Consider the following 17,829-nt stretch of genomic DNA (forward strand, 5'->3'; position numbering starts at 1 on the left):
ACTGCACACCGTAGCCCGTGAAGGGAGTATGCGAGCGATCGGCATAGCGGATCTCAGTGAAGCCAAAGACCTTGACGTCATGTACCCCTATATGGCGGTCATAGTCCAGAGCCAGACGCATGAGATAGCTCTTCAGACTCGTCTCATCCTTCTTAAGTATCCCCCCATGAGGCAGGGCAACCTCGGGGCGTCGCTCGGGATGCTCGGGGTCACGTAGCAGGTAGATGTTGGCCGCGGCTACCTCGGGAGTCTCCATAGCTCTGTAGGCAAGGACTTGGTTAGACTGCTCCGTGATCTCGTGGGTCATAGAGGTGTAAGCCTGTCGGGTGGAGACGAGGGCACGTGCCTCGAGATAGGGGCGTACCTTGTAGCTGGCTTCGGCTTGAGCCTTGAAGTCAAGTACCCCGATGTCCATGTGGTTGGAGCGGTACTCCTGATGGATGTTGAAGGGTGCCCAGTTGTTGCGGTATCGCTCCGAGGGTAGGAGCGTACGGCTCGTACCCAGAGCATAGCTAAAGGGGTTGATGTCGAAGTCTCGCTCGAAGACCCCGAGCGTAGTATTCTTACGTTGGGGTAGGGTACCAGGCGCCTTTTGCGAGCGGATGTTCCCCTGAGCAGATAGGGTGACCTGTAGGCGATCTCCGAGATAGAAAGTATTCTTGAGGTTGGCGGTGATGCGCTGCACCCGGTCGGCTACTGTCCAGCCTCCGTCATAGAAGAAGCCCAGCGAGGCATAGGTGGCACTGCTCCGTCCCCCGGCACTGAAGCTCACGGTGTGGCTCGTCGTAGGGGTTAGGCGAAAGAGCTCTCTGAACCAGTCGGTATTGGCTCGCTCGTGCTGCTCTAGGAAGGCTCTACGTGCCTCAGGAGTATTCTCCAGCCTATAAGTCCCCGTCTCAGGATTGTATTCGGAGAGTGCTCTATTGAGTAGATAGTATACCCCACCACGACGTCCATAGAGACTGCTAGCGAGGCTGAAGTAGCCCTTCTGTCTCATCTCCTCGTAGACCCCCATTGTCTCCTGTGAGTTCAATAGGTCATACTGGCTATAGCTAGGCCGGAGGCGCATGGTATTCTCCGTAGCATAGCTTACCCTCAGGGGGGTATCCCTACGCCCTGACTTAGTCGTCACGACGATCACCCCGTTCAGCGCTCGTGCTCCGTATATCGAGGTCGCAGAGGCATCCTTCAGTACCTGTATGTCCTGTATGTCGGAGGCATTGAGCCCCGATACGGCAGAGCTGATGAGGGTCGCTGCATCTCCCGAAGCTAGCTGATCGAGGCTAAGGTGTACGAGGTCCTCATAGACCGCTCCGTCGATGACCCAGAGGGGCTGTACATTACCTAGTATGGATGCCCCACCTCGGATATTGATACGAGGTGCAGCACCGAATGTACCCGAGATGCTCTGGATGGATAGACCTGGGACTCGTCCCTCTAGCATACGAGAGATATCCTGTGTCCCCTCTAGGTGTATGTCCTTCATCTTCACGGACGAGGCCGCACCGGTGTAGACTCGGTTACGGATCTTCTGATAGCCCGTCACCACGACCTCCTCCATGAGCTTGTTGTCCTCCTCGAGGGTAATGGTGAGACGTTCGCTAGTGATCTTCACCTTCCTTGCCTGCATACCCACACTGGTGAATAGCAGGATATCTCCCATACGGGCTGTGATACCAAACTTCCCTTCGCTGTCCGTGAGCGTCCCCTGCGTTGTCCCCACGAGTCGTACGGTGACACCGACTAAGGCTTCGCCACGGCTACTACGTACGATACCTGTGATCCGGCTCGCTTGCTGTGCCAGCGCACTGAGGGGAAGGGCAAGGAGGAAGAGGAGGCAGAGGCGTATGATATGTCTGAGTGATTGCTTCATGTCTTGCTAGGAGGCGTTAGAGGTTAATACGTACTCCGCCATAGATGCCGAAGGGGTGACCAGGTCTGAGGCCTGAGGGATGACGGGAGACGAGGTAGACCTTGTTCGTGAGGTTTACCGCATTGAGCGTCAGGGTGAGGTAGCGGTTGATGCGCGCCTTGAGTGATGCGTCTAGGATGGTATGGCTAGGGATGAGATGTGCCTTGGCGATACGTCCCTGCCCTGGGGTAGTACGCATGTCTGAGTTGTAGCGGATACTGAGATTAGCCTCCAGCCACTTGTACTCTAGCCCCAGCTGGGCATTCACTGCATGTCGGAAGATATAGGGTAGTTCATCCCCTGCGAAGACTTCCCCCCAAGCGGAGGAATAGAATTCGTTCTTCATCTGTGTATCTGTCAGGGTATAGCTGACCTGCACTGGTAGGCGTACCTCCCAGCTCTTAGGCAGGGGTTGCCAAGAGGCTAAGAACTCAAACCCCTGGACACGTGCTGCTCCTACCGTGAACTGGTCTAGTGTGCCTTGTCCACCTGCGGCAGCGAGGTCACTGCCGAGCATGTTGGAGTAGTCGTTGTAATAGCCAATAGCCTCTACCTTCAGATCCTCTGTAGTGAGACGTAGACCAGCCTCTAGGTTGATACTTTTCTCGGGCTTCTGCTTGTAGTAGGTCATCACGCTTGGGGGAGCAAAGCCCTGATGAACACCTGCAAATATCGAGAGCGGGCGAAGGATCCTATAATTGATCCCTAGGCTAGGCAGTAGTGCGGTAGCGTGGTTACTTCCCTCGATGCGTAGGTGGCCAGTACGTCTAGGGTCTTGGGTCGTGTAGTCTCGCTTATACAGCTCTACATCCTCCAGACGAAGCCCAGCGGTGATGGTCCATCCTGCCCGTGTCCACTTCCCAAGGAGATAGGAAGCGAAGGCATGGGCTGTCGTGATACGATTGCTCTGTGAGCCGGGGAGCCCTGCTCGGAATAGGCTCATCTTCCCACCCTCGATAGAATAGCTATCGTCGTGCTGGAAGCGGTCTTCTACGTCGGCATGATAGCGGGCACCTGCCTCCAGCTGGAGGTAGCTCGATAGGAAGGGTAGGCGGTACTCCACCTTCGTCTGTATCCCACGTGAATGGTAGGAGCGCTGGTTTGCTCTCACTAGGAGGGCCTCACCGAGTCGGTTGGCGGCACCGGTGAGGAGTTCTAGGTAGCGAGCGTTGGTCTCGGGGTCGGCTAGTACCTCCTCGATGCTACGCTTCTCCCCCTTTTGGTCGCCGACACGTACGTCACTCAGCTTGTACCAGTTGCGCCAGAAGTAATTGTAGTAGGCGCTCGTCGTCACCTTGAGTCCTCCATCGAGGTCGATCAGGTGAGTGAGGGCACTCTGCATGTGTCGTGTACTCATGTGGTCCATCTGGGCGCCCCGATAGCGATAGTAGGGGCGTGAGGCGAAGTCCTGCTCACTCAGCCCCACATAGCTCTCATCGGAGTGCTCGTTGGCGAAGCCCAGCTTCAGCTCTAGGGCTTGGCGGATCGTGGCCTCCTCGTCTGTGTGTAGGCGGAGCTTCCCCACGACATCGTTACGGTAGAAGCCCGTGCGCTCGTTGGGTTCGTCCTTCTTAAAGCCCTTTGACTGATAGCGAAGGTATTCGATGAGGTAGCCGAGATGCTTGTGGTCGTTCCCTACATGGGCATAGCTATTGAAGGTGCCGTAGCTCCCATAGGAGGTCCGCAGGCCGGCCTGGAAGCTCTTGGGGATTGGGGTCGAGACCATATTCACCGCTCCCCCCGTAGTGAAGGGGCCGTACTGCACCTGACTACTCCCCTTCAGTACCTCTATGGCGTACATGCGAGCAGCGTTGGGGAAGTAATAGGCGGCAGGGGCAGCATAGGGAGCTGGAGCAGCTAGGATCCCATCCTCCATCAGTGAGATACGTTCACTACGCTCGGCCTTTGTTCCTCGTAGACTGATATTGGGGCGCAGGCCATACCCGTCCTCTTCGTAGATGTTTACACCTGGTACGGCACGTAGCATGCGGCTAATATCTGTGTAGCCGAACTTCGCTAGTTCCTTGGGCGAAAGGTAATAAGCCGAACCGGTGCGGTTACGTGCCTCGAACTTGCTCCCCAGCATCTGCCGTGCGTAGACCACGACCTCACTGAGGCGCCGGGTGGAGTCCCTCATCTCCCGCAGACTATCTACTGGGAGCTCCTGCGCCCCGGCTCCGAGGCTCAGCGTACCGAGGCTTAGTGTAAATGCTAGTCGCCTAGCTGTATGGTACATATTGGATGAATAAGTATTATCTCCTCCGTCACCCGAGGCACACCCTAGCCTAGACCCCATCAGGGTCAGACCGGACACGATATATATTGTCTACATATGGTGAAGGGGAGCAGTCCGCGAGCAACCTAGGTAATTCGCCCGCAAAGATATATCATATCTAGTCCCTACAAAATACCTATAAATGGGTATTTTATACCTCCTTCCTCCCCTTGCCTTCTCCCCTTTCCTCCCTTACACTTTCTCTTCCCTCCACACCTCTTACTGCGCCAATCTCTAGGTAGCGCATAGGACAGCCCCCGGGGGATCGCTCCCTCGCGCGCGTACCTATTGTATATAGTGTATGGGGGCGGGGGGCGAGTGTGGAGGTTGGTGTGGGCGGTAGGGACGAGCCCCCGAGGAGGGGAGGGAGACGCCACCCTCTAGTGTAATACCCTCTGTATCAGACGCGCCTAGTGGACAAAAACGCTCTTACCGAGAGCCCATCGGCGCTCTCGGTAAGAGCGTCCTCATCACCTTACATAGGTGATGGAAACGTTCATTATAGGAGCGCCGATGCGCTCTCGGTAAGAGCGTCTTCGTCACCTTACATAGGTGATGAAGGTATTCTTTATAGGAGTGCAGACACGCACTAGGCCAGGAGGGATCTGCGTACTTAGGATGCCCGACATTAGCCCCCCAGGAAGCCCTAGGTGCTCGGGGCGAAGAGCGTCCCCGACCTAGTAGACCGAGGTAGCCTACCCCTAGGGCTTGAGTGAGATAGCTCGGGGGAGGGGAGAGGAGGGTGGCCTTTCCCAAGGTAGGGCGCTGATTTCCGTCCCGTCTACGGCTATATGTTGGCAATGCCGTATCTTTGTCTTGTAAAATAGCTTCGTATAACAAAGGATAGTCACGATGGTCATCACCTCTGCAGAGTTCATCATCAGCAATAGTCGGGTAGAGAAGTGCCCGACCACAGGGCTACCCGAATATGCCTTCATCGGCAGATCCAATGTGGGGAAGTCCTCCCTGATCAATATGCTCACCGGGCGTAAAGGCCTAGCGATGACGTCGCAGAAGCCCGGTAAGACACAGCTCATCAACCACTTCCTTATCAATAGAGACTGGTACCTCGTAGACCTTCCCGGCTATGGCTATGCTCGTCTCAGCAGAGATGGTCGAGATGGGCTACGTCGTATGATCGAGGACTATATCCTCGAGCGTACCGAGCTCGTATGCCTCTTCGTGCTCCTAGATAGTCGTCTGGAGCCCCAGAGGATAGACCTCGAGTTCATCGAATGGCTAGGTGAGGAGGGCATTCCCTTTGCTCTCGTCTTCACCAAGGCGGACAAGCTCTCCCGGGGTAAGCTCGCTGCCAATATCGCAGCCTACAAGGAGCGTCTCCTACAGCAGTGGGAGGAGCTTCCACCCCTCTTCATCACCTCCGCCGAGGCACGGCTGGGACGAGACGAACTCCTCTCCTATATAGACGGAATAAATAAATCACTATAAACCACACCACATGTCCACCAAAGGTACAATCCTCGTCACGGGTGGGACGGGCTACATCGGCTCCCACACCACCGTCGAGCTCATCCAGGCCGGCTATCAGGTCGTCAGCCTGGACAACCTCTCCAACTCCAATATCCATGTCCTCGATGGTATCGAGGCTATCACGGGTACACGCCCCACATTCTATCAGGTAGACTGCAATGATGAGTCAGCCATAGAGGAGATCTTCACCCGTCACCCCGACATCCAGGGAGTCATCCACTTTGCCGCTAGCAAGGCGGTCGGAGAATCCGTACAGAAGCCCCTGCTCTACTACCGCAACAACCTCCTATCCCTCATCGTCCTCCTAGAGGCCATGCAGCGCCATGGTACCCGAGGGATCGTATTCTCCTCCTCCTGTACCGTCTATGGTCAGCCCGAGGTACTCCCCGTGACAGAGGATGCCCCCGTACAGGAGGCCCTATCCCCATACGGCAATACCAAGCAGATCAACGAAGAGATCCTACGTGATGTCGTCTATGCTGGAGCCCCCTACAAGGTCATCCGCCTGCGCTACTTCAACCCTATAGGTGCACACCCCTCAGCTCTTATCGGGGAGCTCCCACTAGGTGTCCCTCAGAACCTCATCCCCTACCTTACGCAGACTGCTGCCGGTATTCGTCAGGAGCTAAGCGTATTTGGTGACGACTACAATACCCCTGATGGCTCGTGCATCCGTGACTACATCAACGTCGTCGATCTCGCCCGAGCCCACGTCCTCGCCGTAGACCGTATCCTAGATGAGGCGAAGCAGAGTCCCGCACTCGAGACCTTCAATATCGGTACTGGCCGTGGTGTGAGTGTCCTAGAGCTCATCCGTACCTTCGAGGAGGTAACGGGTGTCCCCGTCCCCCACAAGATCGTCGGGCGTCGTGAGGGCGACATCGTGCAGGTATGGGCTGATCCTTCCCTAGCGAATAACGTCCTAGGCTGGCAGGCCAAAGAGAGCCTCGCTGATACCCTTCGCTCCGCTTGGGCTTGGCAGGTACGGCTGAAAGAGCAACAGAAGTAACCCTATAGGTCGGGGGGCACATCTGTGCCCTCCGACCTATCACCTATTTAGCTATCGATGCAGAAGAACTATAAGAGAACACTCATCACGGCCGCCCTGCCCTATGCCAATGGGCCAGTGCATATCGGCCACCTCGCTGGGGTATACATCCCGGCAGACATCTACGCTCGCTACCTGAGGCTCAAGGGGCAGGAGGTGCTCTTCGTCTGCGGGAGCGATGAGCACGGTGTGCCCATCGCCATCCGTGCGCAGAAGGAGGGAGTCACCCCGCAGGATATAGTAGACCGCTACCACACCATTATCCGGGACTCCTTCGCTCGCTTCGGTATGACCTTCGACATCTATAGCCGTACGACGAGCCCTACCCATCGGGAGCATGCCTCGGCCTTCTTCCGTACCCTCTATGACAAGGGAGCCTTCATCGAGGAGGAGACGGAGCAGTACTACGACCCCGAGGCACGGCAGTTCCTCGCCGACCGCTACATCGTAGGTACGTGCCCTAGATGTCAGAATGAGCATGCCTACGGAGACCAGTGTGAGAGCTGTGGCTCGACCCTCAACCCCACCGACCTCATCCACCCCCACAGCGCCATCTCTGGCGCTACGCCTATCCTCAAGAAGACGAAGCACTGGTACCTACCCCTAGACCAGTACGAACCCTTCCTGCGCGAGTGGATCCTCGAGCAGCACAAGGAGTGGAAGAGCAATGTCTACGGGCAGTGCCGTAGCTGGCTCGACGGGGGGCTCCAGCCTAGAGCTGTGAGCAGAGACCTTGACTGGGGAATACCAGTCCCTGTCGAAGGTGCCGAGGGCAAGGTCCTCTATGTATGGTTCGATGCCCCGATCGGGTATATCTCCAATACCAAGGAGCTCCTACCTGACAGCTGGGAGACCTGGTGGAAGGACGAGGATACCCGTCTGCTGCACTTCATCGGCAAGGACAATATCGTCTTCCACTGCATTGTCTTCCCAGCGATGCTCCGGGCTGAGGGCTCCTACATCCTCCCCGAGAACGTGCCCGCCAACGAGTTCCTGAACCTAGAGGGGAACAAGATCTCCACCAGCAGAAACTGGGCCGTCTGGCTCAATGAGTACCTCGACGAGCTACCTGATAAGCAGGATGTCCTGCGCTATGTCCTCACAGCCAATGCCCCCGAGACGAAGGACAACGACTTCACGTGGAAGGACTATCAAGCACGAAACAACAACGAGCTCGTAGCCGTCTTCGGCAACTTCGTCAATCGTGCCCTCGTGCTGACCTCGAAGTACTTCGACGGTCATGTGCCTGCCCTCGGGTCGCTGACCGACCTAGACCGGGAGACCCTCTCGGAGCTAAGCTCAGTGCGTGGAGCGATCGAGCGAGAGCTTGACTCCTTCCACTTCAGAGAGGCGCTCAAGGAAGCGATGAACCTCGCCCGACTCGGCAACAAGTACCTAGCCGATACCGAGCCGTGGAAGCTGGCCAAGACAGACCTTCCCCGTGTGGCGACGATCCTCAACATCTCCCTACAGATCACTGCCAACCTCACCATCGCCTTCGCCCCCTTCCTCCCGATGAGCAGTGAGCGTCTCTGCCAGATGCTCCTGATCGACCTCCCCAGCTGGGATGACCTAGGACGTGCGGATCTACTCCCTGTGGGGCATACCCTAGGAGAGCCCCATCTGCTCTTCGAGAAGATCGAGGATGAGGTCATCGAGGCTCAGGTGCAGAAGCTCCTAGAGACGAAGGCACAGAATGAGGCCGCCGAGGCTAAGACCCCTCCAGTGGCTGACCCGATCGCCTTCGAGGACTTCCAGAAGCTCGACATCCGTGTCGGCACCGTGCTGGAGTGCACCAAGGTGCCGAAGGCGGACAAGCTCCTGCAGTTCCGCCTCGATGATGGACTCGGGGGACGGACGATCATCTCTGGCCTAGCCGAGCACTATGCTCCCGAGGAGCTCGTCGGCAAGCAGGTCTGCTTCATCGCCAACCTCCCTCCCCGCAAGCTACGTGGCATAGAGAGCGAGGGGATGATCCTCTCGGCGCTAGATGCAGAGACGGGCAGGCTCCGTGTCATCACTCCCGAGCAAGGGGTCACCCCAGGGAGTGAAGTTAAGTAACCCATACTGAATATGAACTGTACCCTCACAGGTAGCATGCTCACCCCACGGCTGTGGGTGAGCATGCTACTCTTCTTTTGTCTCCCCGCACTCCTAGGGGCTCAGTCCCCCAGAGCTCGGCTCACAGAGCACCGCCTGCGTATCATCCACACTACGGATATACACGGCAATATCTACCCCTACGACTTCCTGAATGTACAGGCTGGCTCGGGGAGCATGTCTCGCCTATCCACGGTGATGAAGCAGGTGCGGCGGACAGACCCTCAGACCCTGCTCCTCGATGCCGGTGACCTACTACAGGGAGAGCCTCCTGCCTACTACTACAACTATGTGGATACCCTCACCCCTCACCTCGTAGCCTCGGCGATGAACTACCTACGCTACGATGCCGTAGCGATGGGCAACCACGATATCGAGCCCGGGCATAGCGTCTTCGACCGATGGGGACGACTCTGCAAGTTCCCTCTACTCGGCGCCAATATCATCTCGGATAAGACGGGTAAGCCCTATTTCAAGCCTTACCAGACCTTCCACCGCTCTGGACTGAAGGTCGCCGTCCTCGGCTTCACCACTCCTGCGATCCCACAGTGGGTACCTCGCCATCTATGGGAGGGCTTACACTTCGAGGACATCATCGCCTCGGCCAAGGTCTGGATCCCCCTGATACGGGAGCGAGAGCGTCCCGATCTGCTCGTCGTACTCATGCACTCAGGTCTGGAGAATGACAACCCAGACTATCTGGAGAATGCAGGGCGTGCCCTCGGCGAGGGTGTCCCCGGCATCGACCTCCTACTCATCGGGCATGACCATCGCAAGGAGCTAGAGTGGCTCCACCCACGTGGTACGGCAGACTCGGTGCTCCTGATCAATCCTGCCAACCACCTGGATCGAGTATCCGACATCCAGATCACCGTCAAGAAGCGAGGTGGGGTAGTGGTCTCCAAGGAGCTCCGCCCGACCTTTATCTCCCTAGAGGGTGTCGAGCCCGACCCAGCCTTCCTCGCCCGCTTTGCTCCCGAGAGAAAGGCTGTCGAGGCTTACCTCGGTAGCGAAGTAGGTACGCTGGAGGCTCCCGTAGTAGGTCAGGAGGCTGTCTTCGGCTCTTCGGCCTACATGGACGTGATCCATAGGATGCAGCTGGAGGCTGTAGGGGCAGAGATCTCTTTCGCTGCGCCACTGAAGCTCTCCGCCGTGCTCCCCGCAGGGAAGGTCTATGTACGTGACCTATTCAAGTTCTGTCCCTTCTCCAACTTCATCTACGCCATGTCCCTCACGGGACACGAGATACGTGGTTACCTCGAGCACTCATACGCTGGCTGGACGGGCGGAATGACCTCCCCCGAGGATCAGCTCATACGTCTGCGCCCCGGAGCGAAGGAGGGCGACAAGTACAAGACCGCCGTCCCCCCCTACAACTATAGCTCTGCCCAAGGCATAGACTACCTGGTCGATCTCACCAAGCCCGAGGGGAGTAGGGTGACGATCCTCCGCCTAACGGGGCACTCTGAGCCCTTTGACCTCGACCGCACCTACCGGGTAGCCGTGAACTCCTATCGTGCCGGAGGGGCTGGTGGGATGCTGACCAAGGGGGCAGGCATAGCTAAGGAGGATTTACCCAAGAGAATTGTCGGAGCGACCTCCCACGATCAGGTCTACTATCTAGCGGACTTCTTCCGTAAGCGGGGCTCGGTGCGTCCCACTGACCCTAGGAACTGGCAGTTTGTCCCCGACAGCCTCGCCCGTCCTGGAGCTGAACACTCCCGCTCGTTCCTCTTCCCTCGGCAGAGGTAATCCCTCTGGCCCCCCTGCCCCGATCCCTCACCTCCGTCTCCCTCGCTGACCTATGCCGCTCTCACTCCTTGGGTGTATCCTCCTCGCCCTTATGCTGGGCTGGGCGCTCTACCTCCTCTATGAGATGCGTCGGCGTAGGGAGCTCCTGAGGGAGACGGAGGTGTCGTGTCCGCCGAGTCCTCGGCACTCGGGGAAGATCGACGTAGATCGCTCCCTGCTCTTTCGCCCTACTGCCTCAGAGGGGGGGACTCCCTACTGGCTCGTCTTTGATACGGAGACCTTTGACCTCATCCTCGACGAAGATCCCACGGAGGGATACGATGATCGTCCGATCGCCCTCTCCTGGCAGCTGCTGGACGAGCATGGGGTGATGCTCCTAGAGGAGAGCTATCTACTGACCCGTACGGAGCACTTATCCCCCGAGGCCACTGCCCTGCATGGGGTGACGGACGAAGACCTAAGGATGCGAGCGAGGACACCCCGAGACGTCTACCAGCTCTTCCTCAGGGATCTCTCTCGGGCACAGGTAGTCGTCGCACACCACTTAGCCTTCCACCGGGGAATACTTGCTACGGATATGCAGCGTGAGGGGCTGGGGGCAGAGCCACTGCTCTCTGCGCGTAGCCTCTGCACGATGGAGTGGGGGCGGGGGCTGGGCTTCAAGCGTAGTGCCTCGGGACAGGCACTCTATCCTCGCCTCACGGAGCTCTTCGGACAGCTCTACTTCGCTCGCCCTTCGCTCTCGGTACGCTATACGAGTAAGACACTTCGTGATGTGCGTCTCTGCGCTGCCGTGCTACGCCGTCATCCCCTGCTCGCTGCCCCTGAGCAGTAGGGCGGGGATACTTTTTTCTCTACTTCTCTATCTTTGCTCCTCGGCTAGGGAGGGAAAGAGGGGCATATACTTGATCTCTCCATAGGATGATCCTCGGGAAATACCCATACCGCCAGGAGAAGTCCCCTCTAGGACCTTGGGGTGAGTACCCCCAGATCCTTCGGAGGTCTCTCCCGAGGGCTAGGGTATACGACTACACGGAGCCTCGATAGAGGCATCGTGAACTGCCCTACCCAGAGGCCAAGGCAATACATAAGGAGAAATAACTACAAAACATAAAGGAGTATGACTGCAACATACAAGCTAGGACTAGCGCTCAGCGGCGGTAGTGTCAAGGGCTTTGCCCATCTCGGTGTGCTCAAGTACCTAGAGGAGGTGGGGCTGAAGCCCGAGATCCTCGCCGGTACTAGTGCAGGCGCCCTCGTGGGGGCATTCTATGCCTGTGGCTATAGTATCGAGGAGGTCTTTGAGCTCCTCTCCCGCAATGGCTTCATGAAGATGACGACCTTGACGATACGAGGTGGGGGACTCTTCAGTGCTACGAACTTCCACCGACACCTCAAGCGTAACCTCCGCTACAAGAAGCTCGAGGATCTCCCCCTCCCCATGAGGGTCGTGGCTACCGACCTAGACGCTGGGGGACAGCACGTCTTCACCGAGGGGCGACTAGCGGATATTGTCCTAGCCTCGTGTAGCGTCCCTATCCTCTTCACCCCCGTAGAGATCGATGGTCATACGTATGTAGACGGGGGGATCTTCCGTAACTTCCCCGTGACGATCATCCGTGAGGACTGTGAGCAGATCATCGGGGTGAACCTAGGGCCAGTCTCTAGCGAGGAGGTCGAGCACACGATCACCTCTATCGCTAACCGTGCCTGGGAGCTAGTCTTCCGCCAGAATACTGTCCCCGATAGGGAGGCCTGCGACTACCTGCTGGAGACGATGGAGGTCACACGCTATAGCATGTTTGAGGTGAGCGCAGCCTCCACCCTCATGACGATAGGATACGAGCTGGCTCAGCGAGAGCTCGCCCCACTAGCTGCCCAGCATACCCCCAAAGAAAAAGAATAATGAACCCCAATAAGATCGTTATCTACTCCGTCCTACCCCGTCTGTGGGGAAACAAGACCCAGGACCTCAAGGTCGGTGGGACACTTCGCGAGAATGGCTCGGGGAAGCTCTCCGACTTCACCCCCGAGGCGCTCAGCTATATCCGTAGCCTAGGTGCTACGCACGTCTGGTATATCGGCCTGCTAGAGCACGCCACCAAGACCGACTACAGCGCCTATGGCATCCAGCCCGATCACCCCGATACGGTCAAGGGGCAGGCTGGCTCGCCCTATGCCGTGAAGGACTACTACGATGTCTGCCCAGACCTAGCGGATGACCCACGGCGACGGTTCGAGGAGCTCAAGGCACTCATCGAGCGCACACACGAGGCGGGGCTCAGGGTGCTGATGGACTTCGTGCCGAACCACGTAGCCCGCTCCTACCACTCCGATGCTAGGCCTGATGGTGTCGAGGATCTAGGACAGGGGGATGATCCGAGTCAAGCCTTCTCACCGAGGAATAACTTCTATTATCTCCCCGGGGAGTCCCTTCGTCTCCCCCATATGAGCCCCGATACCCCGCCCTACGAAGAGACGCCAGCCCGGGCGACGGGCAACGACTGCTTCACTGCCACTCCTAGTGTCAACGACTGGTACGAGACGGTCAAGCTCTGCTATGGAGTAGACTATCTCGGTGGGGGAGCCCTATATGCAGACCCTATCCCCGATACGTGGCTGAAGATGCGGGATATCCTCCGCTACTGGGCTGAGTATGGCGTTGATGGCTTCCGCTGTGATATGGCAGAGCTCGTGCCCGAGGCTTTCTGGTGCTGGTGTATCGCCTCACTTCGGAGCGAGTATCCACAGCTGTACTTCCTGGCCGAGGTCTACCAGCCACATCGCTATGAGGCGTACCTAGAGGCAGGCTTCGATGCGCTGTATGACAAGGTCGGGGTCTACGATAGACTCGTGCAGATCGGTCAGGGAAGGATCCCTGCCACCCCTGAGTTCACCTGGATACGGGATGCTACGGGGGCTCGTCAGCGACAGATGTGCTACTTCATGGAGAACCACGATGAGCAGCGTCTGGCCTCCTCGACGGTCTTCGGGGATGCTCATCAGGGCTTCCTCGCCTCGGCGAGCGCTGCCCTTAGTGGGTGTAATCCTTGGCTCCTCTACTTCGGTCAAGAGCTAGGCGAGACGGGGATGCAGTCCGAGGGTTTCAGTGGCTGTGACGGACGGACGACGATCTTTGACTATTGGGCTCTGGATCGCCTACAGCGTCTCCAGCAGGGTGACTATACGGGGCAGTACCTGAGCGAGCAGGAGCAGCTACTCCTAGGGCTCTACCAGAGGCTTGGGGAAATGATGAGTCTCCCTGTGGTGCAGGAGGGGGAATACTTCGGACTTATCCCCACGGATGTGGATAGGGCGGATCAGGTGCTGAGCTATGTGCGCTACTGGGGCGAGGAGCTCCTCCTGGTCGTCGTGAACTTCTCCGATAGGTCGGGGGAAGTAGCCCTTCCCCTACCCGAGGAGCTCTTTGGGGCTCTCGGGGTAGAGCCTGGCGAGGCTGTGTATAGAGCGGTGGATAAGCTCACCGGGGAGCAACAGCTCCTCACGCTCACACCCTGGGCACCGCTTCGCCTAGAGCTAGAGGGGCATGGACTTCGTCTGCTACACCTCGTCGCTCTGGGGGCATAGAGGGCGGGAGAGCTGGGTGGAATGAAGTTGCTGTATTAGATCTTTTTCCCTACCTTTGAGGTGGAGGTCGCCGCGCTTCCTAGCCAGCCTCCTCCATCAGTACATTCTAAGTGTCTCACCGCTCCCCTCACTAGGGGGGAACACAAACAACTAAGAACTATGGACATCAGAATTCAAGCCCTCCACTTTGAAGCTACCACACAGCTCAAGGAGTTCATCCAGAAAAAGCTAGGGAAGCTCAACCGCTTCGCTGATGACATCCAGAGTGCGGAGGTCATCCTGAAGGTAACGAAGCCTGAAGTATCTAATAATAAGGAAGCCTCCATCAAGCTCAAGGTAAGTGGCCCCGACTTCTACGTAGAGAAGATAGGTAACTCCTTCGAGGAGTCCATCGACCTTTGTATAGATGTCCTCAAACGCAAGCTAGAGAAGCATAAGGCTGTCTAGTCCAAGCGTATCCTCCCCACCCCCTAGGGGTAAAACGAAGCCCCCCAAGTGCCATCTGGCACTTGGGGGGCTTCTGTGTATGAGGTAGACTAGCAGTAGAAGAAGCGCTCAACGAGCTCCTTGAGGAAGACAGGGTCTGCCTGCGCCTTGTCTCGTAAGTCTCCGTCCTGGAAGCTACGTAGATGGCGGATCACGCCATCGATGGTCAGCGGATCAAAGACTCCGAGAGCCTCATAGACAGCACGATCCTGCTCCAGACGATCGGCCGAAGCAATACAGGAGGCGGGGAGGCTGTCGAGGTGGGCGAGCTTGTCGGCGAACTCACTCTTGTGGATGTTCATCGAGACGTAAGTCTTCTTGGCGAGCTCTAGGGCATCAGGCAGCTCGAAGCCATGGCGAGCAGCAGTAGTGATACCAGCCAGCAGCAGATAGATATTCGCTGATCCGTCTGGAGCACGGAACTCGATGGTCTGCTTGCCCGTGTAGCGCTTATCCTGTGGCTTCTCTAGGGGATTGACTAGGCTACACATATCGACCTTGGCACTCCAGCCGAGGGGTACACGTACCAGAGCGGAGCGGTTGCGGTCACCCCAGCATACAGTGGTAGGAGCCTCCTGGTGAGGTACTAGGCGGAGGTAGGAGGTTGGGTTCGTGTTGCCAAAGGCTGTGAGGGAGGAGGCGAGGCTCATCATACCCGCTACGGCCTTGCGTGCGATGTCAGTCAGAGAGCCGTCGGCATTGACATAGCAGTTGTTCCCCTCGTGATCGACGATCTTGGTGTGCACGTGCATCCCACTACCAGCCTTCCCTACGATGATCTTAGGAGCAAAGGTTACGTTGAGCCCCATGCGCCAGCCTAGCTCGAAGAGGATCCACTTACCGAGCTGTAGGTCCTGTGCCGCACGCTCTACTGGGATGGGCAGGAATTCGATCTCGTTCTGCTCATAGTTGTACTCCTCGGTACTAAAGTTCCCCACCTCTCCATGAGCATACTTGATGTGTCCACCACACTCGGCGATGAGTCGGATAGCCTGTGTGCGGAATTCGATCTGCTTGCTGAAGGGAGACATCTCATGGTAGCCTCGCTGGTCAACGGCTGCGTAGTGCTCTTCCTTGGGGCTGATGACGTAGTACTCGAGCTCACCCATAGCGTAGAACTCTAGTCCGCCCGTGACCTCACGGAAGGCCTTAGCTGCACGATGCAGGATCTGGTCCGGAGCCGAGGAGAGGGGCTGACCATCCTTGTCCATGTAGGCGCAGAAGAAGCTGATGGTAGGCTCCTGAGTGAAGGGATCCATGAAGGCCGATGAGAACTGAGGTACGACGTACAGGTCAGAGGAGCCGGCCTCCATGACTCCGGGGAAGAGGCTCGAGCCGTCTACACGCTCCCCAGAGGAGAGTACCTCGTCTAGATAGTCCAGATCTTGGATGATGAAGTTAAGCTCCTTGAGGTGTCCATCGCCACCTGTGTAGCGGAAGTTCACAGCATGGATGTCTTGATCCACGATATACTTGATGATGTCCGCCTTGGTGAAGGCCTCAGGCTGCTTCCCTATAGCTCGTGCGATAGGGTTTAGGATGTACTCCATAGTTTGTTGTGAATAGTTTGATTGGTATGTACAGTTTGTCTTTGGGGGCAGGGCTAGTTGGGGATAGGGGGCAGGCTGTTCGATCGGGGGACGTCTCTCATGTGTCGCTCTAGTTCACGAGTCATCTCTAGGAGCCCGTGTAGCTGGGTCAGTAGGTCAAAGACTGCATCCTCGCTGAGTACCCCACAGGGCAGATCCGCGGGGAGCTCATTGCGGTCGCTCCGCTCCTTGTCTACGAACCAATCGGGAGAGCTGTAATAGGTGATGAGCTCCTCTAGCTGAGGGGTGGCCGCCTGCATCGCACTGAGGAGACGCTCGCCCTCATTGCCGAGGGCGATCCACTGCTCAAGCGCTGCTTCCATGAGGCGTATCCGCTCGATGTGTCCTGCTTTCATATTCCTAACTAGTCTAACCTTGTGGCAAATATACAGATTAAATACCAAGTAACCGCTACCTGAGCGGGTATTTCTCGGCATATTGTCGGGAGCCACCTCTCGCCCCCCTCGTCTTCTCTCTGTATATGAGCGGTCTAGCTCCTATCTGGAGATACCTATGAGGGCGTCAAAGAGAGCCTTACCCCCTTGTGTAGGCCTTATCGCTACCTGCGCCATCACCTATCATAGGTGGTAGGTATCACCTATGATAGGTGGAGGTCGTCACCTATGATAGGTGACGGTGACGATGTCACCGAGGCCGTTACGCTCCCCATCCCGTAGCAGGTATAGCTCTATCATGTAGCAGGTATAGTCTGAGTATAAGTAGCTCGCCTCTCTATTAAAGTGTATCAGTGAAAGTTCGCTACCTTTGTAGACACGACCTCGTTTATGAACGCTAAATAATCTATCAGGAAGCAATGAAACGGCTCAGTCTCGTAGGTATCCTATGCTCTATCCTAGCCCTCATGAGGCTCGTCTCTTGTAACGACTCCTCACTCCCCCAGGATATCCTCGGAGAGTGGGTGGCTGATCCTAAGATCTTGAAGAACCTAGAATGGATGGGAGGGGAACAAACGACGGTTTATGCCCTTGACTGGACGTTTGGTAGCGGGAATCGAGGTTGGATCAAGGCGGGGAAAACGCTCACTTTGCGGGAGGAGGGAGATGAAGCGTACCTAAACGTATCTATCGTCACTCCGATTATATACAACGTCCATGATGGTGGCCTTTCCTTCAGGTTAGATAAGGATTCTATCCAGGTCGAGATCCTTGAATGCCTTATCAACGGAGAGAATTATAAAGATGTAGTTGCCCAGAGTGTTAAGGGGGAAGGTAAAGCTACCCTCCAAAGTGCCTGCGATACAGTGACGGAGCAGCTAAAAGAGTTAGTAAAGGAAGATATTCGCAGGCAGATCACCCCTATGGATGATATCCCCTCCGATACCCCTATGGAGGTTATCTATAGTTATGACGCTAGGGTGAAGGACGATATCCTGACACTCAAGCAAGGGGGAAGAATCGCCCTCACCTTCCAGCGCAAGAAGCCCCAGGGGGCTACAGCACCCTAGGGGCACCTACCGGCGAGGGGGCGCACCAGCCAGCCCCTCGCCTAGTGGGAAGCACTCGGCACCCCTCGCCCCCCTTCGCGGGGGCAACACTACCTCCTCACCGGAGAATAACTATACACTCTA

Annotated in this window: 13 protein-coding genes; 9 read left to right on the top strand and 4 right to left on the bottom strand. The window is 57.0% G+C overall.

The genetic code is table 11. The annotated features are described in order from the left end of the window. Both QZ170_RS02435 and QZ170_RS02440 read right to left on the bottom strand, forming a co-directional pair. A partial coding sequence (locus QZ170_RS02435; protein WP_297176551.1) for a TonB-dependent receptor plug domain-containing protein occupies positions 1-1,873 on the bottom strand: 1,873 nt, incomplete at its 3' end. Positions 1,874-1,889: 16 nt separating this feature from the next. Continuing rightward, positions 1,890-4,148 (bottom strand): TonB-dependent receptor, encoded by a 2,259-nt coding sequence (locus tag QZ170_RS02440; RefSeq protein WP_297176554.1) that lies wholly within the window; start codon positions 4,146-4,148, stop codon positions 1,890-1,892. Positions 4,149-5,039: 891 nt separating this feature from the next. Here QZ170_RS02440 and yihA point away from each other — a divergent pair. The 8 genes from yihA to raiA all read left to right on the top strand — a co-directional run bounded on the left by yihA (position 5,040) and on the right by raiA (position 14,613). After that, positions 5,040-5,636 (top strand): ribosome biogenesis GTP-binding protein YihA/YsxC, encoded by a 597-nt coding sequence (gene yihA / locus QZ170_RS02445; protein ID WP_297176557.1) that lies wholly within the window; start codon positions 5,040-5,042, stop codon positions 5,634-5,636. A 10-nt stretch (positions 5,637-5,646) separates the two neighbouring features. Continuing rightward, the gene (gene galE / locus QZ170_RS02450; protein WP_297176560.1) at positions 5,647-6,687 is read left to right on the top strand and encodes a UDP-glucose 4-epimerase GalE; all 1,041 of its coding nucleotides are present in this window, start codon (positions 5,647-5,649) and stop codon (positions 6,685-6,687) included. 57 nt (positions 6,688-6,744) lie between these two features. Further along, the gene (metG, locus tag QZ170_RS02455; protein WP_297176566.1) at positions 6,745-8,787 is read left to right on the top strand and encodes a methionine--tRNA ligase; all 2,043 of its coding nucleotides are present in this window, start codon (positions 6,745-6,747) and stop codon (positions 8,785-8,787) included. A 12-nt stretch (positions 8,788-8,799) separates the two neighbouring features. After that, entirely contained in the window at positions 8,800-10,578 is a 1,779-nt protein-coding gene (locus tag QZ170_RS02460; protein ID WP_297176568.1) for a 5'-nucleotidase C-terminal domain-containing protein, read from the top strand. Between the two features lie 52 nt (positions 10,579-10,630). Continuing rightward, positions 10,631-11,413 carry a 3'-5' exonuclease gene (locus QZ170_RS02465; protein ID WP_297176571.1) on the top strand — a complete coding sequence of 261 codons (783 nt, stop codon included), beginning with the start codon at positions 10,631-10,633 and terminating at the stop codon, positions 11,411-11,413. A 285-nt stretch (positions 11,414-11,698) separates the two neighbouring features. Continuing rightward, positions 11,699-12,484, top strand: a complete 786-nt coding sequence (locus QZ170_RS02470) for a patatin-like phospholipase family protein (RefSeq protein ID WP_297176574.1) — start codon at positions 11,699-11,701, stop codon at positions 12,482-12,484. Next, positions 12,484-14,166, top strand: coding sequence for an alpha-amylase family glycosyl hydrolase (locus QZ170_RS02475; RefSeq protein ID WP_297176576.1), 1,683 nt, complete (start codon positions 12,484-12,486; stop codon positions 14,164-14,166). Before QZ170_RS02470 ends, QZ170_RS02475 begins: the two co-directional genes overlap by 1 nt. 159 nt (positions 14,167-14,325) lie before the next feature. Continuing rightward, positions 14,326-14,613 carry a ribosome-associated translation inhibitor RaiA gene (raiA, locus tag QZ170_RS02480; protein WP_297176579.1) on the top strand — a complete coding sequence of 96 codons (288 nt, stop codon included), beginning with the start codon at positions 14,326-14,328 and terminating at the stop codon, positions 14,611-14,613. An 89-nt stretch (positions 14,614-14,702) separates the two neighbouring features. Here raiA and QZ170_RS02485 read toward each other — a convergent pair whose 3' ends face one another. Continuing rightward, positions 14,703-16,202, bottom strand: a complete 1,500-nt coding sequence (locus tag QZ170_RS02485) for a glutamine synthetase family protein (RefSeq protein WP_297176582.1) — start codon at positions 16,200-16,202, stop codon at positions 14,703-14,705. Between the two features lie 53 nt (positions 16,203-16,255). Continuing rightward, complete coding sequence (locus QZ170_RS02490) at positions 16,256-16,597, bottom strand: DUF4298 domain-containing protein (RefSeq protein ID WP_297176585.1); 342 nt, start codon at positions 16,595-16,597, stop codon at positions 16,256-16,258. A 581-nt stretch (positions 16,598-17,178) separates the two neighbouring features. Here QZ170_RS02490 and QZ170_RS02495 point away from each other — a divergent pair. Beyond that, positions 17,179-17,706 (top strand): hypothetical protein, encoded by a 528-nt coding sequence (locus tag QZ170_RS02495; protein ID WP_297176588.1) that lies wholly within the window; start codon positions 17,179-17,181, stop codon positions 17,704-17,706. Positions 17,707-17,829: the final 123 nt, after the last annotated feature.

This window comes from uncultured Porphyromonas sp., from assembly GCF_905372525.1.
GTDB lineage: Bacteria > Bacteroidota > Bacteroidia > Bacteroidales > Porphyromonadaceae > Porphyromonas.